This is a genomic window from Thermodesulfobacteriota bacterium, from assembly GCA_040753795.1.
Classification (GTDB): domain Bacteria; phylum Desulfobacterota; class Desulfobacteria; order Desulfobacterales; family Desulfosudaceae; genus JBFMDX01.
Genome location: JBFMDX010000001.1, coordinates 602,366 through 626,171, shown reverse-complemented (window position 1 = coordinate 626,171; position 23,806 = coordinate 602,366). Strand labels below are relative to the sequence as shown.

Annotated in this window: 27 protein-coding genes; 22 read left to right on the top strand and 5 right to left on the bottom strand. The window is 54.9% G+C overall.

The window, feature by feature from the left end; translation table 11 throughout:
- The first annotated feature begins 130 nt into the window (after positions 1 to 130).
- The 20 genes from AB1724_02745 to AB1724_02650 all read left to right on the top strand — a co-directional run bounded on the left by AB1724_02745 (position 131) and on the right by AB1724_02650 (position 13,977).
- Entirely contained in the window at positions 131 to 1,084 is a 954-nt protein-coding gene (locus AB1724_02745) for a hypothetical protein (protein ID MEW6076711.1), read from the top strand.
- A 146-nt stretch (positions 1,085 to 1,230) separates the two neighbouring features.
- On the top strand, positions 1,231 to 1,575 hold the full coding sequence (locus tag AB1724_02740) for a hypothetical protein (GenBank protein ID MEW6076710.1): 345 nt from the start codon (positions 1,231 to 1,233) through the stop codon (positions 1,573 to 1,575).
- 193 nt (positions 1,576 to 1,768) lie between these two features.
- Positions 1,769 to 1,987 (top strand): DUF6290 family protein, encoded by a 219-nt coding sequence (locus AB1724_02735; GenBank protein ID MEW6076709.1) that lies wholly within the window; start codon positions 1,769 to 1,771, stop codon positions 1,985 to 1,987.
- The gene (locus AB1724_02730) at positions 1,977 to 2,237 is read left to right on the top strand and encodes a type II toxin-antitoxin system RelE/ParE family toxin (GenBank protein MEW6076708.1); all 261 of its coding nucleotides are present in this window, start codon (positions 1,977 to 1,979) and stop codon (positions 2,235 to 2,237) included. Before AB1724_02735 ends, AB1724_02730 begins: the two co-directional genes overlap by 11 nt.
- A 147-nt stretch (positions 2,238 to 2,384) precedes the next feature.
- Positions 2,385 to 2,636: a type II toxin-antitoxin system Phd/YefM family antitoxin gene (locus tag AB1724_02725; protein ID MEW6076707.1), complete on the top strand. Its 252-nt coding sequence runs from the start codon at positions 2,385 to 2,387 to the stop codon at positions 2,634 to 2,636.
- Complete coding sequence (locus tag AB1724_02720) at positions 2,633 to 3,052, top strand: type II toxin-antitoxin system VapC family toxin (protein MEW6076706.1); 420 nt, start codon at positions 2,633 to 2,635, stop codon at positions 3,050 to 3,052. Before AB1724_02725 ends, AB1724_02720 begins: the two co-directional genes overlap by 4 nt.
- 204 nt (positions 3,053 to 3,256) lie before the next feature.
- Complete coding sequence (locus AB1724_02715; protein ID MEW6076705.1) at positions 3,257 to 3,463, top strand: AbrB/MazE/SpoVT family DNA-binding domain-containing protein; 207 nt, start codon at positions 3,257 to 3,259, stop codon at positions 3,461 to 3,463.
- Positions 3,460 to 3,834, top strand: a complete 375-nt coding sequence (locus tag AB1724_02710; GenBank protein MEW6076704.1) for a type II toxin-antitoxin system VapC family toxin — start codon at positions 3,460 to 3,462, stop codon at positions 3,832 to 3,834. The genes AB1724_02715 and AB1724_02710 overlap by 4 nt, the downstream gene beginning before the upstream one ends.
- A 204-nt stretch (positions 3,835 to 4,038) precedes the next feature.
- The gene (locus tag AB1724_02705) at positions 4,039 to 4,320 is read left to right on the top strand and encodes a type II toxin-antitoxin system Phd/YefM family antitoxin (protein MEW6076703.1); all 282 of its coding nucleotides are present in this window, start codon (positions 4,039 to 4,041) and stop codon (positions 4,318 to 4,320) included.
- Positions 4,317 to 4,613, top strand: a complete 297-nt coding sequence (locus AB1724_02700) for a type II toxin-antitoxin system RelE/ParE family toxin (protein ID MEW6076702.1) — start codon at positions 4,317 to 4,319, stop codon at positions 4,611 to 4,613. Before AB1724_02705 ends, AB1724_02700 begins: the two co-directional genes overlap by 4 nt.
- A 98-nt stretch (positions 4,614 to 4,711) precedes the next feature.
- Complete coding sequence (locus tag AB1724_02695) at positions 4,712 to 5,131, top strand: putative toxin-antitoxin system toxin component, PIN family (protein MEW6076701.1); 420 nt, start codon at positions 4,712 to 4,714, stop codon at positions 5,129 to 5,131.
- Complete coding sequence (locus tag AB1724_02690) at positions 5,128 to 5,367, top strand: YlcI/YnfO family protein (GenBank protein ID MEW6076700.1); 240 nt, start codon at positions 5,128 to 5,130, stop codon at positions 5,365 to 5,367. Before AB1724_02695 ends, AB1724_02690 begins: the two co-directional genes overlap by 4 nt.
- Before the next feature lie 445 nt (positions 5,368 to 5,812).
- Positions 5,813 to 6,082, top strand: a complete 270-nt coding sequence (locus AB1724_02685) for a hypothetical protein (protein MEW6076699.1) — start codon at positions 5,813 to 5,815, stop codon at positions 6,080 to 6,082.
- Between the two features lie 18 nt (positions 6,083 to 6,100).
- Positions 6,101 to 7,291, top strand: coding sequence for a phosphoglycerate kinase (locus AB1724_02680; protein MEW6076698.1), 1,191 nt, complete (start codon positions 6,101 to 6,103; stop codon positions 7,289 to 7,291).
- A 124-nt stretch (positions 7,292 to 7,415) separates the two neighbouring features.
- The gene (locus AB1724_02675; protein MEW6076697.1) at positions 7,416 to 8,507 is read left to right on the top strand and encodes a hypothetical protein; all 1,092 of its coding nucleotides are present in this window, start codon (positions 7,416 to 7,418) and stop codon (positions 8,505 to 8,507) included.
- Positions 8,508 to 8,577: 70 nt separating this feature from the next.
- A complete protein-coding gene (bioA, locus tag AB1724_02670) occupies positions 8,578 to 9,876 on the top strand; it encodes an adenosylmethionine--8-amino-7-oxononanoate transaminase (protein ID MEW6076696.1) in 1,299 nt (432 codons plus the stop codon).
- A gap of 1 nt (position 9,877) precedes the next feature.
- Positions 9,878 to 11,035, top strand: a complete 1,158-nt coding sequence (locus AB1724_02665; GenBank protein MEW6076695.1) for an 8-amino-7-oxononanoate synthase — start codon at positions 9,878 to 9,880, stop codon at positions 11,033 to 11,035.
- Complete coding sequence (gene bioD / locus AB1724_02660) at positions 11,032 to 11,667, top strand: dethiobiotin synthase (GenBank protein ID MEW6076694.1); 636 nt, start codon at positions 11,032 to 11,034, stop codon at positions 11,665 to 11,667. Before AB1724_02665 ends, bioD begins: the two co-directional genes overlap by 4 nt.
- Before the next feature lie 92 nt (positions 11,668 to 11,759).
- A complete protein-coding gene (bioB, locus tag AB1724_02655) occupies positions 11,760 to 12,752 on the top strand; it encodes a biotin synthase BioB (GenBank protein ID MEW6076693.1) in 993 nt (330 codons plus the stop codon).
- 103 nt (positions 12,753 to 12,855) lie between these two features.
- The gene (locus AB1724_02650; GenBank protein ID MEW6076692.1) at positions 12,856 to 13,977 is read left to right on the top strand and encodes a FecR family protein; all 1,122 of its coding nucleotides are present in this window, start codon (positions 12,856 to 12,858) and stop codon (positions 13,975 to 13,977) included.
- 94 nt (positions 13,978 to 14,071) lie between these two features.
- On the opposite strand, the gene AB1724_02645 is transcribed toward AB1724_02650, so the two are convergent.
- The 4 genes from AB1724_02645 to AB1724_02630 all read right to left on the bottom strand — a co-directional run bounded on the left by AB1724_02645 (position 14,072) and on the right by AB1724_02630 (position 19,088).
- The gene (locus tag AB1724_02645; GenBank protein ID MEW6076691.1) at positions 14,072 to 14,899 is read right to left on the bottom strand and encodes an SDR family NAD(P)-dependent oxidoreductase; all 828 of its coding nucleotides are present in this window, start codon (positions 14,897 to 14,899) and stop codon (positions 14,072 to 14,074) included.
- A gap of 682 nt (positions 14,900 to 15,581) precedes the next feature.
- Positions 15,582 to 17,249, bottom strand: a complete 1,668-nt coding sequence (locus AB1724_02640) for a thiamine pyrophosphate-binding protein (protein MEW6076690.1) — start codon at positions 17,247 to 17,249, stop codon at positions 15,582 to 15,584.
- Positions 17,250 to 17,486: 237 nt separating this feature from the next.
- Positions 17,487 to 17,840 (bottom strand): hypothetical protein, encoded by a 354-nt coding sequence (locus AB1724_02635; GenBank protein MEW6076689.1) that lies wholly within the window; start codon positions 17,838 to 17,840, stop codon positions 17,487 to 17,489.
- A 30-nt stretch (positions 17,841 to 17,870) separates the two neighbouring features.
- Positions 17,871 to 19,088, bottom strand: coding sequence for an alcohol dehydrogenase catalytic domain-containing protein (locus tag AB1724_02630; GenBank protein ID MEW6076688.1), 1,218 nt, complete (start codon positions 19,086 to 19,088; stop codon positions 17,871 to 17,873).
- 256 nt (positions 19,089 to 19,344) lie between these two features.
- Here AB1724_02630 and AB1724_02625 point away from each other — a divergent pair, with 256 nt between their 5' ends.
- Positions 19,345 to 20,022, top strand: a complete 678-nt coding sequence (locus AB1724_02625) for a TetR/AcrR family transcriptional regulator (GenBank protein MEW6076687.1) — start codon at positions 19,345 to 19,347, stop codon at positions 20,020 to 20,022.
- A 27-nt stretch (positions 20,023 to 20,049) separates the two neighbouring features.
- Here the strand turns inward: AB1724_02625 and AB1724_02620 are convergent, their stop codons facing one another.
- A complete protein-coding gene (locus AB1724_02620) occupies positions 20,050 to 22,275 on the bottom strand; it encodes a vitamin B12-dependent ribonucleotide reductase (GenBank protein MEW6076686.1) in 2,226 nt (741 codons plus the stop codon).
- A gap of 218 nt (positions 22,276 to 22,493) precedes the next feature.
- Between AB1724_02620 and AB1724_02615 the strand changes: the two genes are divergently transcribed.
- The gene (locus AB1724_02615) at positions 22,494 to 23,699 is read left to right on the top strand and encodes a FecR family protein (protein ID MEW6076685.1); all 1,206 of its coding nucleotides are present in this window, start codon (positions 22,494 to 22,496) and stop codon (positions 23,697 to 23,699) included.
- The last annotated feature ends 107 nt before the right edge of the window (positions 23,700 to 23,806 follow it).

Here is a 23,806-nt window from a genome sequence, read left to right as displayed (position 1 = left end):
CCTATTTTGATTTGGACAGCATCAGTGACAATGACAACCTGTTTTCTGAACAAAACATCCGGATGAATAGTTTCAGATGGTTACGATGCTAAAAAGGCCGTTTTTAACCGATTTTGGACACTAATGACTAATGCCATCATTCATAGAATTCATTGTTGGTCTTATATTTGCTATTTTTCTTGGCTTTCTCATTGAGCCGATATTAAGATGCTGTGTCCCAAAACCCGCTAAACCTAAAGATTTGGACATTAAAATTTGGGACTCACTTGCAAAGCCCTTTCAGGGTGGACAGGTAATTGGATTTTTTGAACGGATATTGTTTTTAATCGCTTTCTGGTTACATTTGAAGTCACAATCGCAGGCAATTTCAATTATTGCTGTTTGGCTAGCCTTCAAAATAGCCTCAAAATGGGAGGTATGGAAAAATATAATCAAACTTCCTGAAAATTTAGAAAGTACTTCATCTCTTTTATTGTTTGATGCTCGTAATCAAATTGGCCATTCACTATTTAATAGATTCCTTTTGGGGACATTACTTAATTTATTGATCGGAGCTACAGCGGCATATATAGGCTTACATTTTAGTGAATTTTCATCATTGTTATTCTCAGGTGGGAAAATGACAATCTCAACAAACTGCACAAAGGATTGGGTCGATGTTTTAACTGCCCTTATTACACCTACAATTGCCATCGTTGGTATTACAATAGCTGCGCTTCAGTGGAAGTTGAGCAAGAATCGTTACAAACACGAATTGTTTGATAAAAGATGGGCTCAATTTGTTGCTATAAGAGATTTTATGGGAAAGATCCGAGCCCATGGAGTAGCAAGTCAGGATGATGAACATAATTTTTTAATTGAAACACGTGGGTGTAGGTTTTTATTTGGTAATGAAATACAAAATCTTGTTGATGAAACTTATAAGAAATCAGGATTATTAAATGATTTAGAGAAAGAATTAAAAAGTATAACTGTTCAAGAAGATAGAAAAAGAAATGTCGCGCATCAAAGAGAAATAAAGGATTGGGTTGAATCTCAAATCAAGGAACTTGAGACTCGATTCGGTAAATATCTCCAATTATAGAAGAGCATAACCATCAATCTCAAGTGGACAGCAAGGGCAGTAGGTTTTTGAAAAGTCGGGGATAATTGAACGACCAAAACATTTAACCAAGCTGGTGGAAGCCCTTGCTGCCATTGGCTTGAGACGTTAAGTGCCGGAAGAATCGAATGAATATAATTTTTGATGCGAAAGAAGTATCCTATGATGAAGCAATAGATGGAGATATTGTCCAGGTTTCATTTGCCCAAGATGATCATGATGACATCCTTGAAAATCCGTATAAATATTTATTTATCTCTGTCAACTATGAGTTTCCTCCGTTTGAACCGACATTTGAGTGGTATGACGGCAAGAAGTATGGTGGCAGTGATCTGATTATAGATTATACATTTCAGGTTGATCATTTAATGATGCAATTGGACAACAACTTGGTTTTTGATATTTCGTTCAAAATTGGAAAACCTCTTTTTGAAAAAATAAATCAATTTTTTAGAAATATACATAAAACATAAAACACATAACCAGGCCGCCCAAAGGATAGCCAGGGCACTCGGGTTTTGCGCAACTGGGGGAACTGAACAGAAACCATTTTTAAGGCAGTCGGAGAAAGCCCTGGCGCCCTCTGGCTGAAGACGTTCAAAAATGGACTTGACAAAATAGGCATTCCTGCATACATTGTAATACAACAATGACAGGAGGTGCACTATGAGTACAGCTATATCAGTACGGCTTCCCAAGAATCTTGCCAGCCAACTTGATAGCATAGCCAAAGAGACCGAAAGACCCCGTTCTTTCATCATTCAGAAAGCCTTGGAATCCTATATCGAGGATTTCGCGGATCTTCAGATCGCACTGGACAGACTCCACGACAAGGGTGATGAAGTTATTTCAGCCAAAGAGATGAGGAAGTCTCTTGGCCTATAACATCGTCTATAAGAAATCGGTCCACCGCGACCTCAAGAAACTATCGAGGGCCGAGGCGAAACGAATCCTTGACCTCATTGAGAAGGAACTGATCAAACAGCCTGAATCCAATCCTGTACTCAAGGGGCAGTTTGCCGGGCTTCGCAAGTACCGCGTTGGTGACTACAGAGTGATCTATGCTCTGTTGGGTCTTGATATCCTAATCCTCAGAATCGGCAATCGTAAGGATGTTTATAAGGGCGAAATCTAACCATGGAATGCAAATGACGCCGGCTATCGCCGGCGCCCCTGATGCCTATCGTTAACCTTCCCGAAAATTCTGCTCTTGACATACCGCTTAATTTAAAAATATAATCTAGACAGACTAGCCTAAAAAAACATAGCAAGAGGTGCAATTATGGGAAATGTTTGGCAACTTCAGGAAGCAAAAAATAAGTTCAGCAATCTGGTAGACAAAGCCCGCCATGATGGCCCACAAGTCGTCACAAAACATGGCAAAGAATCTGTCGTAATTATTGCCATTGAAGACTACCAAAAACTCAACAAGCCAGCGTCTGATCTAATTTCTTTTTTAAAACAATCCCCCCTTTCTGGCATAAACCTTGACCTAACAAGAGACAAAAGCGATTCAAGGGATATTGAATTATGAAATATCTATTGGATACCTGTATCATTTCAGAAATCATACGGCCTAAGCCATCCGCAAAAGTCACTAAATGGATCAAACAAGAAGATGAAAACAATTTTTTCATCAGTGTCTTGACAATTGGCGAACTTCACAAAGGAATCGAAAAACTTGACGAATCGAAAAGGAAGGAGGAATTGCATAATTGGGTGGATAATGACCTCAAGGAAAGATTTTGGACAAGAATCATCGACATTGATATACAAACTGCGGTGACATGGGGGAAGATCCAAGGAATGACGGAACGCGTTGGCAAACCAATGCCCGCTATAGATTCTCTCATTGCCGCAACAGGCATTACGCATCATTTAACAGTGGCAACCCGCAATGTTTCAGACATGAAAGCGAGCGGCGTGGCACTTATTAACCCATGGGAATAATGAGAAAAAAGGTTAACATCGCCGTGCACTTGATTCGCGGGGGCGGCCTGGTTTTCAGTATCGTAATTCCGTGTTAACGCAACCTTGCAAAAGTCACTTTTCCCTGTTCCCAAGTGACGGTGGACGTTAGCCATCAGAAAGAATTTGACAAGCCATATCGATAGCGATATCGTAATATAAAATAATATCGATGGAGGTTTTGTCATGCAAACTGTAACCGTGTCACCGAAATTTCAAGTTGTTATACCAAAAGCAGTCAGGCAGGCACTGCAGATACGTCCAGGCCAAAAAATGCAAGTTGTAGAATACAATGGCCGAATTGAACTTATCCCGGAAAAAGACATTAAAGAACTGCGTGGTTTTATCAAGGGGATAAATACGGAATTCGAACGAGAGGGAGACAGGGTATGAATATTGTCGATTCTTCAGGTTGGCTTGCATATTTTGCTGATGAGCCAAACGCTAGACACTTTTTGCTCCCTTTAAAAGACACGGCGTCACTTGTTGTCCCGACGGTCACTATTTATGAGGTCTTTAAGGTAGTCCTTCGAGAATCTGAAGAGAATGAAGCCTTGCAGGCAGTTGTTGCGATGCGAAAAGGTTCTGTCGTGGATTTGACGAGTTCATTAGCTATTTCAGCCTCAAAAATAAGCTTGGAAAATGGCATCCCGATGGTTGATAGCATTATCATTGCAACTGCAAAAGAATATGACGCAACTATATGGACTCAAGATTCAGATTTTAAAAATTTGAACAAAGTAAAATATTTTCCAAAAAAATAAGTGAATGGCTAACAATGCCACTCACATGGACTCGCAGGGGCGGGTTGCTTTTTCAGTATCGAGGTCCGGTGTTAACGTGGCTTTGCTAAAGTCACATTCCCCTGCTCCCAAGTGACGGTGGCCGTTATGCCTTATAAAAAACAGTTGATTGCACCTAAATTTGTATGTAATTATGTACAAAATTAATATCAAATGAGGTGCAAAATGCAAAAGCTCAAAATCGATCAAGACATCAGGTCAATGTCGGAAGTCAGGAACTCCATGGCTTCTTACATCAAGCAAATCCATGACACCAAGCGTCCGGTTATAATTACGCAGCATGGCAAAGGTGTTGCTGTACTGTTGAGCGCAAATGAATTTGAAACTATGCAAGAAAAAATTGAGCTTCTATCAGACGTCCAAACCTCCCTTAACCAGCTGGCAAAAGGAGAAGGGGTCTCCCACCAAAAAGCAAAAGACAAATTATTGAAGCGAGTCCCTAAATGAGGATAGTATGGTCTCCCCTTGCTGTTGAAAGAGCATCGGAAATAGTTGATTACATTGCTCAAGATAAGCCAATAGCCGCGGGAAAATGGATTCATGCAGTATTTTCAAAAGTTGAACAGCTTCGATCTAATCCAGAAATCGGAAGGATTGCCCCTGAAATCAATGACCGTCAATTCAGGGAGTTAATTTATGGAAATTATCGGATCGTCTATCACCTCGAAGCAAAACAAATATCCATACTTACTATTCGGCACGGGAAACAGATGTTGCCGATAGATGAAATCAAGGCATAACCATTCACTTCACCAGACCGCTTACAGCGTCTGGTGAGCGGCCGCCGTTCTGCAAAAAAGACTTGATTGTTATTTTATGGTATGATATATAATACCACATGAAAATTGTTTTAGACACCAATGTAATTTTTACTGGCTTAAAATCTCGAAAAGGGGCCTCTTTTCTCCTGCTATCACTTTTGCCAAGTAAAAAGTTTTCGATCGCAATATCAGTTCCTTTAATTATTGAATATGAATCCGTGCTGACGAAAGGCCAGCTACCGGCATCGATATCCGAAAAAGATATCGGTGATGTTATCGACTTCCTCTGCCATATTGGGAGCAAGCAAGACATTTTTTTCCTTTGGCGGCCATGCCTGCCCGATCCATCAGATGATCTTGTTTTGGAAGTCGCAGTAGCCGGAGATTGCGATGCGATTGTCACTTACAATAAGAAACATTTCAGAGAAGCTAAGCGCTTTGGATTAAACGTTTACGACCCGAAGGAATTTCTTATAGAAATAGGAGTATTAAAATGAGCACTTTAAGTTTACGAATCCCACACTCGCTGCACGAACAGATTAGGCTTCTTGCTAAAAGGGAAGGAATTTCTATCAATCAGTTTGTTGCGTCAGCAGCAGCTGAAAAGATGACCGCCCTATTGACTGAAGAATATATTGAAGCAAGAGCTAAAAAGGGAAGTGTAAAAAAATTTGAGAAAGTACTTAAGAAAGTGCCGGATTCAGAGCCTGAGCATTATGACAGAATAAATTAATTTGCAGAACAAGGGCATTCAGCAGAGCGCAAAAAGCCGCGGCTGCTGATGCCCGACGTTGACAAACTGGCTGGCAAAACGAGGCCATTATTTTTTCTCGCCAGTTTGCAACTTACCTTAGACGTTTAAATCATTCAAACATAAAGGACTTGAGGATTTTTTTATTCTGGAACGAAAAAGGGCATCCGACCAGAACATGCAGGCAGCGGACCGCCTTTCGAAAATTGCGTATACCGAATCGCAGTTCAAGCGTTGAATACCTCCGAGTTCCTCGAAGATTCCTCCCGTACATCCGGGCGAGATTCTGAAATCAGAATCGGCTTGGCAAAGACCTTTGGGTTTCCCCTCGCAGGATCAACTTTTCTTTTTCCCGGGGAAAGTGACACGGATAAGCGACATAAGAAATCCGGTGCCTTTTGAACGGCAATGTAATAAAATATAAAAAATGAACGTCACCGCTTCACGCCCGTCCTGCTACGGGCAACTGGATAAGGTCTTTCCCATGCAGGCCGACGGGCTGCGGCGGACGCCGGAACCCTGCGTGCCCTGCCCGCACAAGACCGAATGCCTTCGTGAGGCGGCCGAAGGCCGGGGCAGGCTGGCCATGGCCGAGGAACGGATCAATCGCGCATATGCTTCCGGATCCATGGGCTTTTTCGACCGATGGCTGCAGAAGAAAACCATTGCCCGAAAAAAATCAGAAGAAACCGATTAAACGGGGAGGAGGATGACCATGAAATCAATGAAGACTTTAGCTGTTTCCGGTAAGAGAGTGCTGGTACGAGTGGATTTTAACGTGCCCCTGGACGACAAGGGGAACGTCACCGACGATACCCGCATCCGGTTCGTCATGCCCACCATTACCTGGCTGATGGAAAACAATGCCCGGGTCATTCTCTGCTCCCACCTGGGCCGCCCCAAGGGCAAGCCGGACCCGGCCTTCACCCTGGCGCCCGCGGCCAAGCGCCTGCAGGAACTGCTGGGCAAGCCGGTGATCATGGCCGACGACTGCATCGGCGACAAGGTTACCGCCATGATCAACGGCATGAAAAACGGCGATGTTATCATGTTGGAGAACCTGCGCTTCCATCCCGGCGAAGCCGACAACGACGACGGTTTTGCCAGAACCCTGGCGGCCCTGTGCGATATCTACATCAACGACGCCTTCGCCGTTTCCCACCGGGCCAACGCCTCGGTGGAAGCCATCGTCAAACACGCGCCGGTCTGCGCCGCCGGCCTGCTGCTGGAAAAGGAGATCACTGCCTTCCGGACGGCCATGGAAAGCCCCAAACGGCCGCTGGTGGCCATCGTCGGCGGGGCCAAGGTCTCCTCCAAGCTCAAGGCGCTTTACAGCATCTTGAACTCGGTGGACAGCATGATCATCGGAGGGGCCATGGCCAACACTTTCCTGGCGGCCAAAGGAGGCAAAGTCGGCAAGTCAAAAATAGAGCCGGACCTGATCGAGGACGCCCGCAAAATACTGGCCCAGGCCGTAGAGAAGAAAATCGCCATTTACCTGCCGGTGGACGCCATGGCGGCCGACAGCATCGACCAGAAAACGCCGGGACAAATCGTGCCCATCGACAGCATTCCCGATCAGGCCATGGTACTCGACATCGGGCCGGCCACCGTCAGCCTTTTTGCCGGCATTATCGCCGGGGCCGGCACGGTCATCTGGAACGGTCCCATGGGCATTTTTGAAACCCCGGTCTTTGCCGCCGGCACCAACGGCGTGGCCGAGGCGGTGGCAAAAACCGGCGCCTATACCATCGCCGGCGGCGGTGATACCGTGGCGGCGGTGGAAGCGGCCGGCGTGACCGACAAACTGTCATACATTTCCACCGGCGGCGGCGCTTTTCTGTCCCTGATGGAAGGGGAGCCCCTGCCGGGGGTGGCGGTTCTGGAAAAACAGTGCGGGGCCTGATTTTAAGGCCCCCTTACTTGTTTTCGGTCTTGACAGCGGTTGTTCCGCCATGCTAACGTGTTCAAAAAATTAACGATATCACACCCTGCCATTCCGCTCCGGATCAGGGCCGAAAAGAGAAGACATGTTCCACTGGCTGATCAGAGAAGAGTTAAGCGCCAGAAACAGGCTGCGCCGGTCCTACTATGAACTGCTTCGGGACGATCTGGACGATTTTATCGTTCAGTACGCCCTGATTGACTCCTATAATAATTTCAAGCAGAAGAATAAGCCTTACCCTTTTGCGGCCAAGCGGGAATTAAAGCCCCGGGCCCAGTTGCCGAAGATCGAATATGGAGAACAGAACACCTTTCTGGTGGTGTTCGTGGAAGACACCATTCCCGACACCTGCAAGAAACATATCCGTTTCTTTGATGTCAACCGGACAACCAAGACCAACCTGATGCAGGCCGACTCCCTGGCCCTGGCCGACAATTTCGACCGGACCGAAAAATTCATGGAGTCAGCCCGTTTCAACAATTTTTTAAAGGAACTGCTGCCACTGGATTACGCCCTGCTGATCCAGCGAGACCCCACCACCGTGGCCGCCGATCACTACAACCTTTCCCATTTCCATGTCCGCATCGACTGGCCCATCGCCTCGGCCGCCGAGGACCTGGGCCAGTATCTGCGGTATATTTCCAAGGATCTTTATGAGAAAGGGGACAAGTACGCCGAAACCCTTCAAAAGAAACTCTTCGAATACTACGGGTTCCCCTTCATGGTCGGCGGCCGCAGAACCGCGGCCCTGGTGGCCGCCCAGTTCCTGAAGCAGTTGCCCTGCATCAGTACCGTTTACGTGGCCAGCAGCGAGGCCCGGCACGTGACCCGGCTGTCGGAAAGAGGGGTTTCCAAGTTCGCGCTGGTCAAACTTTCCAAACAGGAAATGACCGACCTGGCTGCCAGGACCGGCCTGGCGGTGAAAGACCTGACCAATAATTATGTCATTGCCACTGAAGGAACGGCCGGAATCTTTGTCCTGCGGGTGGCATATATGCGGACCGAACATTCCCGTTTTCCATCGGAAAAGAAACTGCGTACGGTCCGGATGTCCCTCCCCTGGCTGACCGTCGGCAATCAGCACATCCTGCCCAGGACCGATATCGCCTTGCGAAGAAAATTTTCGCCCCTGCCAGTCAATGTGATTTACGCCGAAAACCTGGAAAAGAAAAGTTAACAACAACGGTTTAAGGTACAGGGTTCAAGGTGTAAGGTGTAAGGTTTAAGGTGAAAGAAAAACTTTTGACGTGAACACATGGTCTTCTGAAGAGCTGCTCACCTTCGATCGGCAACATGTCTGGCATCCTTATACCTCCATGACCAACCCGCTTCCGGTCTACCCGGTCCGGTCGGCCTCGGGCTGCACCCTGACCCTGGCGGACGGCCGGGTACTGATCGACGGCATGGCCTCCTGGTGGACGGCCATCCACGGTTACAATCACCCGGTCCTCAACCAGGCTGCCATAGACCAGCTCTCGCGCATGTCCCATGTCATGTTCGGCGGCCTGACCCACGAGCCGGCCGTGAATTTATGCGCGCTGCTCCTGGACATGGCCCCGAAGGGACTGACCCGGGTTTTCCTGTCGGACTCCGGGTCCGTGGCCGTGGAAGTAGCCATCAAGATGGCCCTGCAGTACTGGTTTGCCAAAGGCCGTCCGGAAAGAAAAAAACTGGCCACCATCCGCTGCGGCTACCACGGCGACACCTTCGGCGCCATGGCCGTGTGTGACCCGGTCACGGGCATGCATCATCTTTTTGCCGAGGCCATGCCCCGCCACTATTTCGCCGATCAGCCCCGCTGCCGCTTTGAAGACCCCTGGCAAGAAGACGACCTGCAAAGTCTTGGCGGCATCCTGGAGCGGCATCACCGGGAAATCGCGGCCGTCATCCTGGAGCCGATTGTCCAGGGCGCCGGCGGCATGTGGTTTTATTCCCCCCGGTACCTGGAGCGGACCCGGCAACTGTGCGACCAGTATGATCTGCTGCTGATCTGCGACGAAATCGCCACCGGCTTCGGACGCACCGGCCGGATGTTCGCCTGCGAACACGCCGGCATTTCTCCGGATATTATGTGCGTGGGCAAAGCCATGACCGGCGGGTTTCTTTCCCTGGCGGCCACCCTGGCCACCGACCGGGTCAGCGACGGCATCTGTTCGGCCGCGCCGGGCGTGTTCATGCACGGCCCCACCTTCATGGGCAATCCCCTGGCCTGCGCCATTGCCGCGGCCAGCATTCAGCTCTTGCAATCGTCCGGCTGGCAACATAGGATTGCGGCCATTGAAAACCAGCTGCGGGCGGAGCTGACGCCCCTGGCCGCCATTCCCAGCGTGGCCGACGTTCGGGTGCTGGGCGCCATCGGCGTCATGGAAATGGAGAGGCCCGTTGACACAGCCGCGGCGGGCCGTTATTTCGTGGAAAACGGCGTGTGGATCCGTCCCTTCGGCAAACTGGTCTACATCATGCCGCCATATATCATCCAGCCCCGGGAGCTGTCCCGCCTGACCGGCGCCATGGGCGGCCTGGCACGCAAGCTGGCGGACAGATAACATGGATAAATTCGATTTTATCGACAGAGAGTTCCAACGGCGGCAAGCCGCCAACCAGGTCCGCCGACTGCGGCGGGTCATTCCCCGGGACAACGGGCGGATCGAGCTCAACGGCCGGACCCTGATCAACGTCAGTTCCAACGATTACCTGGGACTGTCCCGGCATCCGCTGCTGGCGGAACGGGCCGCGGCATACCTTGAAAAATACGGCGCCGGCGCCACCGCCTCCCGCCTGATCTGCGGCAATTACGCCTGCGTCGAAGAGACGGAGGAAAAACTGGCCGCCCTCAAGCAGACCCCGGCCGCCCTGATCTTCAACGCCGGGTACCAGGCCAACGCCACCCTGCTGCCGGCCCTGTGCGACCGCAAGTCGCTGATCCTTTCCGACCGGCTCAACCACAACAGCATCATCGCCGGCTGCCATTTGTCCCGTTGCGCCGTCAAACCCTTTGTCCACAACGATATGGATGACCTGGAACGGCTGCTGGCAGAAAACGCGGCCAGCGGCTTTTCCCGGATCGTCATCGTCACGGAAACGGTTTTTTCCATGGACGGCGACACCGGCGATATCGACCGGCTGTCCTCCCTGGCGAAACGGTTCGGGGCCATCCTGATGGTGGACGAGGCCCATGCCACCGGTGTTTTCGGTGACAACGGCATGGGCCTGGCCTGCGGGGCCGGGGCCGACCTGGTCATGGGCACCTTCGGCAAGGGCTGCGGCAGCTTCGGCGCCTACGTGGCCTGCTCGCGTAAAATGCGGGAGTACCTGATCAACTGCTGCCCCGGCTTTGTCTACTCCACCGGTCTGCCGCCGGCGGTCATCGGCGCCATTGACGCCGCCCTGGACCTGATTCCCGGCATGGCCGAGGAGCGGCGACGACTGCTGGACAACGCCGCCTTCTTAAGGAAACGGCTCAACGGCCTGGGGCTGTCCACCGGCGCCTCCGCCACCCAGATCATTCCCGTCATTATGGGCGCGGAAAACAAAGCCCTCTCACTTTCGGCCTGGCTGGAAGAACTCGGGTTTCTGGCCGTGGCCATCCGGCCGCCGTCGGTGCCCGCCGATCAGTCACGCCTGCGGATTTCCCTGTCCGCCGCCCTGGACCGCCGGGATGTGGAAGCCCTGGCCGGGGCCATCGAACAGTGGACGGCGAAATGACAAAGATTGATTTTCCCCATCGCCTGATCGTCACCGGCACGGATACGGATATCGGCAAGACCGTGGTATCGGCCGTGCTGACGGCCGGTCTGGCCGCCATCTACTGGAAGCCGGTACAAAGTGGAGCCGAGGGTCAGGCCGACCGGGAGTGGGTCCGGGAGAAGACCGGCCTGGGGAAAAGCCATTTCCCGCCGGAGGCTTATCTCCTGCGCGCGCCGGTCTCGCCTCACCTGGCCGCGGCCATGGAAGGCGTCACCATCGACCTTTCGCGCATCATCCCGCCGCCCTTGCCGCCGGGAATCTCGCATATGATCATCGAAGGCGCCGGCGGCGTGCTGGCGCCCCTCAATGACCGCCAGTTCATGATCGACCTGTTCCGGCAGCTCGATGCCCCGGCCCTGGTGGTGGCCCCCAGCCGGGTGGGCATGATCAACCATACCCTGCTGACGGTGGATCAGCTCCGGCGGTACAATATACCGGTGTTCGGCGTCATCATGAACGGGCCCCGCAACGGAGAAAACAAAAAGGCGGTGGAACGCTATGGCCGGGTGCCGGTGATCGGGGAGATCGAGCCCATGGCGTCGGTCACGCCGGAAGAACTGATGCGAACGTTTGATAACTGCTTTAATTAAAGGTTTGAGGTTTAAGGTTCAAGGTATGAGGTATAGGGTACAAGGTTCAGGGTGTAAGGGGCAAGGGCGGAAGTAAAAGAGAGTTGATGGTCATGAAAAATAAGATGAAAGAACGCCGGCGGCTGTTACAGCTGGCCCGGAAAATCAACGCCGGAGAAGCGCTGACGGCCGAGGCCTGCCGTTCCCTGATCCGGGTCCCGGACGAAGACGCCCTCCTCCTGTGTGCCGGGGCGGACCTGCTGCGGGAGGCCCGCTTCGGCCGATCCGTCCACCTGTGCGTCATCTGCAACGGCAAGTCCGGCCGCTGCTCGGAGGACTGTTCCTTCTGCTCCCAGTCGGCCCATGCCGACACCGGCATCGACGTCTACCCCCTGCTGTCCGCCGATGAAATGGCGGCCCGGGGAAAACGGCTGGAGGCAACGCCGGTCAACCGCTACTCCATTGTCACCAGCGGCCGGGGACTGCCCAAGCGGGAAGTCCGGACCGTGGCCGCGGCCCTGTCCCGGCTGGACCGTGAAAAAATCAGCGCCTGCGCCTCCCTGGGCATCATCGACCGCGACGACCTGCTGGCGCTGAAAAAAGCCGGGGTTTCCCGCTACCATCACAACCTGGAGGCGGCCCCCAGCCTCTTTCCTCAGATCTGCACCACCCATTCCTTCGCGGAACGGGTCCGCACCATTAAACGCGCGCGGCGGGCCGGCCTGTCCCTGTGCGTCGGCGGCATTTTCGGCATCGGCGAAAGCGACGACCAGATCGCGGAACTGGGCCTGACCTTGCGGGAACTGGAGGTGGACGCCGTGCCGGTCAACTTCCTGGTGCCCGTTCCCGGCACAGCCGTGGCCCGGTCAAACACCCTCACCCCCCTGCGTTGCCTGAAGATCATCGCCTTTCTGCGCCACCTGCTGCCGGACAAGGAGATCATCATCTGCGGCGGCCGGGAGAGCAATCTTAAGGAACTGCATCCCTTTGTCTTCTACGCCGGCGCCAGCGGCATCATGACCGGCGACTACCTGACCACCTCCGGCCGCAGCCTGGCAGACGACCTGGCCCTGCTGCGGATCCTGGGGCTGGAGCCCCGGGCTTGACTGCCTGAACAGCATTGACCGCCGGCCTTTTGACAGGCCCCACCGCCCCTGCTATATTAACCTCATTCCCATTAACCTGATACCCGTGAACGGAGGAGGCGTCATGATGTCCCTTACCATCAAAAGGTTTCTTGTTTTCTTTCTGGCCCTGCAACTGGCAATCCCCGGTTCCGTCTTTGCGGCGGCGGTGGGGGAGTTCACCTCCGTCAGCGGTTCGGTAACGCAGACAAGGGCCGGGGAAGTCATCGCGCCCGCCGTGAAATCGCCCATTGAGATGAAGGATCTGGTGGCCACCGAACAGGCGTCTGCCGCCGCCATGACCTTTTCCGATGACAGCACCATCCAGCTGGGGCAGAGCACGAAACTGGAGATCAGCCAGTTTCTGTTCAAAAAGACATCCCGCACGGCCGTTCTGCTGCTGTCGGCCGGCCAGTTGAAAGCCGCCGTCAGCAAGTTTATCGGCGGGGAGAATGTGTTTGAAGTCCATTCACCGACCTGCATTCTCGGTGTCCGGGGGACGGGCTTTGACATTGTTGAGTCCAGAGAGGCAGACAGGACAAAAGCCACGGTCAGCTGCACGGAAGGCGCCCTGAACCTGTCGGCCCTGTCGGATAAAGGAGCCGTTGTTTCCACGGCCGTGCTGGAAGCCGGTCAGATGGCCGTCATTACCGGCGGCGTCATCACTATCTCCATGATCGGGACGGCCGCGGCCGCCGGCGGAGGAGCCGCAGCGGCAGGAAGCGGCGGGGCGGCGGCGGCGGGAGCGGGGCTGTCAACCGGCGCCATCGTCGGCCTGACCGCCGCCGGCGTGGCCGGCGCCGGGGTGGCCGTGGCGGCCGCCGGCGGCGGCGGTGGGGGGGGCGGCGGCGGCAAATCAAATTCACCGGCCTATGACGCCACGGGTACCTGGGAGCATACTACCACCTATGAAGAAAACGACTGTGGTGAACCGGTAGGAATAGGCCAGACGGACACTATGGTGATCACCCAGACCGACTCGACGTTTACCGTCTCCGATGATACCGGCAGCTTTTCCGGAACCATCAGCGGTGGCACTTACACCTACACCAAGGTTTTTTTTGAAGACCCTAAAACTCACACGGAAACAATTACGCTTGTCCTGGATTCAAATACGGGTGGAACCTGGACGTCAGACTGGAACTGGACTGACGGCTCAAACTCATGCAACGGCATCGGGAAAGGAACTTTGTCCAAAATCCAGTAGCCCTGCCTCCTGTCCATATTTCCGGGCCGCCCCATTAATTTTCCGAGACAGGACGGCCAGGTCATCGAAATGGTTCCGGGCCTATAGCCCCTGATTACCAGGCGCTCCGGGCGGCGATCCGCAGGAACAGGTTGTAGGCGGTTTCGGATAGCCGTTTGACATACCACATCACCCAGGCTTCCGGGCTTACCGGCACCAGGCCCCGGTTCTTCTTGACCCCCTTGATCACGGCCCGGGCCACCCGCTCCGGGGACCAGCCGAACCGGTCGTAAAACGCGGCCATCTTTTTCTGGTCGATCTTGGCGGTCGGCAGCATGGTCTGCTTGCCGTCATGAACGATGCTGGTCTTGATAACGCCCGGGCAGATGGTGGTAACACCGATATTGTAGCGCCGGATTTCCGCCCGCAGCACGTCGGAATAACCGATAATGGCATGCTTGGTGGCGGTGTAGGCGCCCAGCCCCGCCAGGCCCCAGTAGCCGGCCGCGCTGGAGGTGTTGACGATATGGCCCGAGCGCTGGCGGATCATGTGGGGCAGGAAATAGTGCACCCCGTAAACCACGCTCCAGAAGTTGACGCCGACGATCCGCTCCCAGTCTTCCAGGGGGAAGACTTCCAGGGGGCCGCCCATGCCGATGCCGGCGTTGTTATGAATGATGTCCACCCGGCCGTAGGTGTCCAGGGTGAATTGGGCCAGGTCGGCCACCTGCTTTTTGTCGGAAACATCCAGCGCGAACACCGCCGCCTGGATGTCTCTTTCCTGAAGCGTTTTCTGCAGGTTGTCCAGCCGCTCCCGGCTGATGTCGGCCAGCACCATCCTGGCGCCCTCACCGGCAAAGGCCTTGGCCGTGGCCCGGCCGATGCCGCTGCCCGCGCCGGTCACCACCACCACCTTATCCTTCAGATTCTTTATTCCCGGCATGATTCCCCCCGTTGTTATGATGCGGTTATTTTATCGTTCAAATGTCTTTTGCGATCCCCGCGAGAACTTGTTTTTTCTTCGCGCCCTAACCCTTTTGGGGCCGGTTAAAACCGTCTGCTGCATTGCTCGAACTCGGGCTTCGCCCTCGGACAGCGAGCAATGCTTCACGCAGCCGCTTCTAACCGGCTTTTTCCCAAAATGTTTAACCGGCGCTCATGAAAAACAGGTTCTCGCCGGATCACCGTTCCCAATCCGGTGCAGTAACAATCAAAATGGATTCCCTGCCCCCGGTATTGTTATCGCCAGTGTTGACCAACAACTTGAATACATGCTGGCACCAATACGGTCACGTATCCGTATGCCTTGAACTCTTATATGGTTTGGCCGGGTGAAATTAAGTCGTCCGCGGCTCTGATCAAAAAGTCATCTTTACGGTCAGGCACTGCTGTCTTGTAAAAAGCCTTTTGTGAGTAACCATTGATTGTTTTGGGAAACAAGGTTGCCACGGCCCTGGCGAAAAGAACGCCTCGCTGTCTGAGGGCGAAGCCCGAGTTCGAGGCGTTCCGACAGGGCCGTGGCGACCGCCCAAAACAATCACGTTGCGAACAAACCGGCTTTTTACAAGCCCTCTTGCCCTTATTTTTCAATTACAAAAAAACAGGCCTCTCTAATTCCACCCCTCCTACAGCTCGCTGAAGCTCTGGTAAAATAAAATAGTAGCCTGGCTGGTCACGGTCGGGTCGGTGACCACGTTGACGCAGGCCGGTTTCCCGGAAGCCGCGGCCCGCTTGAGCGCGGGAATGATCTCCTCGTCCTTGGTGACGATCTCGCCGTAACCGCCCAGCCCCTCCACCATCTTCTCGTAATGCCGCATGCCCAGGTCGGCGCAGGTGCAGCGGTCATGGCCCAGGCTGATCTCCTGGGAATGTTTGATCATGCCCCAGGCGCAGTCGTTGTTGACCACGCAGATAATGGGAATGTTATGGCGCACGGCCGTGTCGAACTCCATGCTGTTGAACCCGAAGGAGCCGTCGCCGTTCAACACAATGACCGGCTTGTCCGGGTGGGCCAGCTTGGCGGCCAGGGCAAAGGGGATGCCGGTGCCCAGGCAGCCCAGCAGGCCGCCGGCCGGAATCTGCACGCCGGCCCGGTGCACGGACGAAAAGCCCGACAGCCCGTAATAGGTGGTGTCGCCGCCGTCGGCCACGTAATAGGCGTCGGTGCCGAAAACTTCCATGATTTGGGCCACCAGCCGCGAGGGGTGGATTGGATCGGAGGGTGTCCGCCGCTTTTCCAGTTCGGTGGTCATAAAGGCGGTGTAGGCCCGGCGGAAGGACTCCACCCACTGGCCGTGGTCGCGCTTGTCCACCAGGGGCAGGAGCAGATCCAGCACCGTGCCCGCGTCCCCTTCCAGGCCGACCGTGGCGGTCTGGTTGCGGTCCAGTTCATGGGGATCGATGTCGATGCGGATGACTTTGGCATTGGGAAACAACTGGCCAGACTGAAGCACCCAGTTAAAGCGGATGCCCACGGCGACAATCACGTCCGCCACCGGCAGGCCCGAAGTGATGCCGGTAAAGCCGCCTTCGCTCAAAGACAGGGGGTGATCGTCCGGCAATACGCCCCGGCCGTAATTGATCAGGGCAAAAGGAATGCCGGTTTTTTCCACAAAGGCCTTGAGGGCCGGGCCGCAATCGCTCAGGCCGATGCCGGTGCCGCCCAGGAGAACCGGCTTCTGGGCCGCGTTAATGATCCGGGCCGCCGCCTCCAGGTCGGCCTGAATTGGCCGGGTGGCTGTCTTGTGCCGTCTCCGGGGCACGACAGGAGAACTGCCGCCGTCGATCTCGGCAAAGAGAATGTCCGGCGGCAGTTCCAGAAAGACCGGGCCGGGCCGGCCCATGGTGGCCTGGCGGAAGGCGATGGCCAGGTATTCCGGGATGCGCCGGGTGTCATAGCAGGTGGCGCACCACTTGGTCACCGGCTTGACCATGTCGATCTGGTTCATCTCCTGCAGGGCGCCTTTGAGATCGTCCCGGATGGGATGACGGCCGCAGAGCACGACCAGGGGGACGTTTTCCAGGTGGGCGTTGACGATGCCGGTCAGGGCGTTGGTGAACCCGGGGCCGGCCGTGACCAGGCAGACGCCGGGGGTGTTGGTGTAAACGGACCAGGCATGGGCCATCATGGCCGCGGCCTGCTCGTGACGGACATCGATGGTCTTGAGGCCGTACTCGGTCAGGCCGTCCAGGATGCTTTCAATATGCCCGCCGGAAATGGTGAAGACGTGGGTGACCTGTTCCGCTTCTTTCAAATATTTGGCTACCAGGTGGCCGCCGGAGATTTTTGTCATTAGTAATTCCTTTCTCGCTTGCAATATTTATTGTGCCTTGATTTTCTTCACTTTTGTTGGAGTAAAGTTTTAAGTTTTAAGTGTTAAGGGTTGAGGGGTCGAGGGGTCGAGGGGTCGAGGGGTTGTAAATGAACTTTCTGATTCCCTCAGTCCTTTTTTGTTGTGCCCCCTGAACCCTGAACCTTGGACCTTGAACCCTGTACCCTGAACCCTGTACCCTGAATCTTAAACCCTTCTTTAAATATGTTTCATGGCCGCGTCAAACCACTGGGCATAAACCGGCATGCCTTCAATTTTGAGCTTGCCGTCCGCGGCAGCGTAAAAAAAAGCCTCCATGTTCTGTTTGAGCATGACGGAAAAAGCCGTTTTGGCGTCCTTCCAGACCAGGGCCGCGTCAAAGGCATGATGGGGGCCGACGGCGGTGGTGATCTTCCCCTGGTCGAACACGAACAGCCGGGCAAATTGTCCGTCTGCGGTCCTGATCATCAACCGGACCTTTGATTTGCGGATAAATTTCTTGAAGGAGGCATTGGTTTTGGATGAAAACCACAGCAGCCAGTACAGGCCGAACAGCAGCACTTTCAATCTCATTACGAACTCCCTGATGGTTGGGTTGAAAATTCAAAAGGCCACGATGGTTTTCATGGCCTGGTGTTGCCCCTTGTTCATGTTGACTTCGATCATGCGGCGATATTCTTCCAGGCGGAAACGGTGGGTGACCAGCTTTTCCGCGTTGATCTGCTTCTGACGCATCATGTCCAGGGCGATGTCGAACACATGCCGCCGCGTGCCCCCGTCGTCCACCAGGCCGTAGGCGTACACCCCCTTGACGGTCTGGAGCTTAAGCCACAACGGCGTCAGGTCCAGCTTGACGTTACCGCCGATACCCACCACGCTCAAGGTGCCCAGGCCCTTTAGCACCCGCATGCTCAGGTTCAGGGTGGCGGCGTTGCCGACGGTGTCATAGACCCGGTCGAACCCGCCCATGGGCACGGGCTGACCGATCATGGGCTTATACAGTCGTGCCCCGGTTATGGCCGCAGTTTTCGGGAAGATGTCGCCCGGGGAAATGATCTCATCGGCCCCGCAGGTGACAGCCAGCCCGGCGGCAAACGATCCCGGCTCGATCACCGAAATATGGCAATCCAGGGCCAGGGCGCGGGCTGCCTGAACAACCAGGTTGCCAATGACCCCGCCGCCGATGACCAGGATTCTCTCGGCGTCAAGCGGCCGGTTGTCGAACACCGTCTGCAGGGCCACGGCCACCGGCTCGGTCATGACGGCCGCGTCCGTGTTCAACTCCGTCGGAACAACAAAAAGCTGGCTCTGGTGGGCCACCACATAAGGCGCGAACCCGCCGCTGAGATCCTGGCAGATGCCCAGAAACATGCCGGGCGAAAAGGCCCCCTCGGCCGTGCGTTCGCAGTTTCCGGGCCGACCCGCCCGGCAGGCGGGGCACAATGGCGAGAGGCCCCGGGGCAGGCAGCTCAAAACAGGGCTGACGGCCACCCGGCTGCCGGCGGAAAAACCGGAAACCCGCGAGCCGGTCTCCACGATTTCACCGACGAACTCGTGCCCCATGACGCAGGGAAAGGAGGTGAACGGCTGGGCGCTGGGGGAGTCATGGAGCATGATCAGGTTCAAATCGCTGCCGCAAAAACCGCAGGCCATGGTCCGGATCTTGACCCACTCCGGTCCGGGCAGAGCAGGTTCGGGGATTTCGCGCAACCTTACGGTCCGGCCGGGCCCCCGGAAGTATGATGTTTTACCGAATATTGCCGCGCAGGTTTTGCCAACGGCGAAGGTCAGCGGGGAAATATTGAGCTGCAGCGCCTTCATATGCCCTCCGTTTGACAATGAAGCAGTTTCAAATTAAAAAATAAAATATGAAATATAATTCATATTGTCAAGAAAAATTATCAAAATAATAAATATTTATTATTTTTATTGAATACGAATATTTTTTCATGTTAAGAATAATTCCGGACCGCTGAAGCATCGAACCCCCAGTTGACGGACAGGGTTCAAGGAGTCAAGGGGTCGAGGCTTATGGAAAGACCATTAATGCCGTAATTTTTTTTAAGAAAGACAATCGATGAGCACTGTCAGAATACCGACGCAGCAACGGGGCCTGGAAACCAGAAAACGGATTGAAAAGGCCGCCTTCAAGTTGTTTTCAAAAAAAGGCATTCACGGCACCAACACCAAAGAAATCGCCGACAAGGCCGGGGTTTCCATCGGCAGTTTTTATTCCTATTTCAAGGACAAGAAGCAACTGCTGCTGGAAATTCTGGAAAACTTTCTCAACCAGGCGTACCTGGTCATCTGGAAGGACCTGGGCTCTTATTCGGTGGAAGGGTTGACCCGGGACAACATCAAATCCGTCATCACCAATGTTTTCAAGGCCTATGACATCGCCCCCCGCTTTCTCAGCCAGACCCACGCCCTGCGCTACTCGGACCCGGACATCAACCGCATCTATGAAAGAGAACGGCAGCGGGAACTGGACCAGATCATGGCCCTGATCGAAAGCAACAGGGACCGGCTGAATATCCGCGACCCCTACGCCACCGCCATTATCATCCACAACGCCGTGGAGCATGTGGCCCACACCGCCAAGTTCATCGGCCCGGAAATTGAAGAATCCCGCCTCATCGAAGAGCTGACCAGCATTATTTATGATTTCTTCTCATTCCGGATGATCTCCGCCGGCCAGCCGGGCGCGAGCAACCCCGGCGGGCAGGGGAACCCGCAGGGGGAAGGCCGCCATTAGAAAAGCGCTGGACATGGGTCTGAAAGTCTAGGCGCATTCACTGTAGCCGCAGCCGCGGCAGACAACGCAGCCGCCTTCGTGTTCGATAATACCGCCGCAGTCCGGGCAGGCGCCCTTGAAAAAGGCCCGCTTTTCGTGTTTGACCTTGCCGCCGTTGGCGGCCAGATGGGACTGGATGGCCTTGGCCACGGCGTCCGCGCACGACAGGGTCTTGTTGGCGCCGAAGCCCGCATGGGAATGGCAGGAAATCCCCTGCAACTGCTTGATCACCTGCCGGGCCTGGAGACCGCTTCGCCAGGCGAGGGACACCAGCCGCCCGATGGCTTCATTCTGGGACGCGGCGCAGCCGCCGGCCTTGCCCATGGTGGTGAACAGCTCAAAAAGACCGGAACTGTCCTCGTTTACGGTGACGTAAAGCGGGCCGCACCCGGTCTGCATCTGATAGGTCCAGCCCTTGAGCACCTTGGGGCGTTCCCGCTTGACGGCCGGATTATCTCCCGGAGCGGCCGCCGCCCCGTCTTCCTTCCTGCCGACGCTCAACACCTGCTGGTCGCGCGAACCGTCACGATAAATGGTCACGCCCTTGCAATCCAGTTTATAGGCAAGCTCATAGACGCTGGCCACATCCTGAATGGTGGCGGTTTTGGCAAAGTTGACGGTTTTGCTGACGGCGTTATCGGTATGCTTCTGGAAAGCCGCCTGCATCCGGATATGAATTTCCGGCGTGATATCGTGGGCCGTTACAAAGACCCGGCGGATATCCTCGGGAATTTCTTCGATATCGCGCAGCGTGCCCTGCTCGGCGATGCGCTGCATCAGCTCCGGGGAGTAAAATCCCCGCTGCCTGGCGAGGGCTTCAAAATAAGGATGGACCTCCACCAGGATATCGTTGTCCATGACCTGCCGGACAAAAGAAACGGCGAACAGCGGCTCCACTCCGGAGGTGGTGTTGGCGATGATCGATATGGTCCCGGTGGGAGCGATGGTGGTGACGGTGGCGTTGCGCAGCGGGGTTTCTCCCCTTTGATCGTATATCGACCCTTTGAAATTGGGAAAGGCGCCGCGGCTGACGGCCAGTGCCCGGGAAGCTTCATGGCCCTGTTCATTAATAAACCGCATTACTTTTTCCGCCAGATCCACCGCCTCATCCGAATTATAAGGAATGTCCAGCCGGATCAGCATATCCGCCCACCCCATCACCCCCAGCCCGATCTTGCGGTTTCCCAGGGTCATTTCGGCGATCTGGGGGAAGGGGTATCTGTTCACCTCCACCACATTATCAAGGAAATGAACGGCCAGATGCACGACCTCCCTGAGCCGGTCCCAGTCGACCTGGCCGTCCGCGACCATTCTGGCCAGGTTGATCGATCCCAGATTGCACGATTCGTAGGGCAGAAGCGGTTGCTCGCCGCAGGGATTGGTGGATTCGATCATTCCGATATGCGGCGTGGGATTGTCGCGGTTGAGGCGGTCCAGAAAAACAATGCCCGGTTCACCGTTTTCCCAGGCCTGGGCAACGATGCGGTTGAACACCTTGCGGGCGTTAAGCTGTCCGGTGACACGGCCGTTGCGGGGGTTGACCAGATCATAGTCTTCGTCTCTTTCCACGGCCTTCATAAAGGTTTCCGTCAGCCCCACGGAAATGTTGAAATTATTGAGCTGTTTGTGGTCGGCCTTGCACATGATAAAGTCCATGATGTCCGGATGATCCACGCGCAGAATCCCCATGTTCGCGCCGCGGCGCGTTCCGCCCTGCTTGATGGTTTCCGTGGCCACGTCAAAAACACGCATGAAGGAAATGGGACCGCTGGAAATGCCGGTCGTCGTCTTGACCACGTCGTTGGCCGGGCGCAGCCGGGAGAAGGAAAAACCGGTACCGCCGCCGGATTTATGAATCAGGGCCGTGTATTTTACCGTGTCAAAGATCTCTTCCATGGAGTCACCCACCGGCAGGACGAAGCAGGCGGACAGTTGCCCCAGCTCGCGCCCCGCGTTCATCATGGTGGGCGAATTCGGCAGAAATTCCCATTGCGTCATCATCCGGTAGAACGCTTCTGTCAGCAACGATACGTCCGCCTTGGCATCGAATTTCATGTCGGCCGCGGCGATGGTCTCGGCCACCCGCCGAAACATGTCCGCCGGCTCCTCGAGGACTTTGCCCTGTCTGTCCCGCTTCAGATAGCGGCGTTCCAGAACGGTTACGGCGTTGGGCGCCAATTCCGGCATGGCAGAGGTGTCGGTCTGTTTTTCCATTGGTCATCAACTCCTTATGATAAAGGCGAAAAAGAGGATAGCTAAACCATAAAACCACTATATATTGTGTATATCGGCCTATTAACCACAATATCTGGCCGTTGTCAATAGCCGGAAACGTCATTTTTTTTCATTCCCTCCCCTTGACAGGCGAAAACGCCTCTGTTATAAATAAATCATATAAAATCAAATTGATATCACAACAAGAAAGGGGCGTTATGAAATCCAGCATGATCCGGAAGTGTCTTGTCGTTTTTCTGGTACTGCAACTGGCCATTCCCGGTTCCATCTTCGCGACGGCGGTGGGCGAGTTCACTTCCGTCGTCGGCACGGTGACACAGACCCGGGGGAAAGAGGTCATCATACCGGCTGCGAAGACTCCGGTTCAAATTAAGGATCTGATCGCCACCGATCAGTCGTCATCAGCGGCCATGGCGTTCTCCGACGACAGCACCATCCATCTGGGGCAGAACTCGAAGCTGGAAATCAGCCAGTTTCTGTTCAAAAAAACATCCCGCGCGGCTGTTCTGCTGCTGTCGACCGGCCAGTTGAAGGCCGCCGTCAGCAAGTTCATCGGCGGGGAGAACACTTTTGAAGTCCACTCCCCCACCTGCGTCATCGGCGTCAGGGGCACGGGTTTTGACATCACCGAAGCCAAAGAAGCGGACAAGACAAAAGCCACGATCAACTGTACCGAAGGGTCACTGAACCTGTCGGCCCTGTCGGATAAAGGAACCGTTGTTTCCACGGCCGTTCTTGAAGCCGGCCAGATGGCCGTCATTACCGGCGGCGTCATCACCATTTCCCTGATCGGCGCGGCCGCGGCGGCCGGCGGCGGCAGTGCGGCCGCGGCAAGTTCCGGCGGCGCAACGGCAGCCGGCGGCGGGGCCACTGCCACCGCCGCGGGCACCACGGCAGCGGCCGGAACCACGGCAACCGCTGCCGGATTGTCAACCGGCGCCATCGTCGGCCTGACCGCGGCCGGGGTGGCCGGGGCCGGAGCCGCAGTAGCGGTGGCCAGCGGTGGTGGTGGTGGTGGCGGCGGCGGCGGCGGCGGCGAAGACACCGACAATAACGGCACCACGCCTTACGACGCCACCGGCACCTGGCAATGGACGCTGACGGAGGGCGAAAACAACTGCGGAGATCCGGTCATTTTAAATGATGTGGGAACTGCTACGATCACACAAACCGGAACGACCTTTACCGGTTATGATCAAGATGGCTCCTTTTCCGGGACCGTCAGCGGCGCCACCTATACCTTCACCGCCTCCACCCCGGAGGACTCCGGCACCACGACTGATTACACCACCATCGAATTAACTTCAGCCACGGAAGGCACCTACGTCACTTACTGGGAATGGACCGACGGCACCAACTCATGCAGCGGCATGGAAAAAGGTTATTTAACCAAAATCCAGTAGGGACATCCGAAAGGCAGGAGGTAGGGGGCACGGCGCAGCGTGCCCCCTGCAATCATCTGAATGCAAAACGGGCGGTCCTGTCGCGGCCGCCCTTCGCTGTTTCTTCC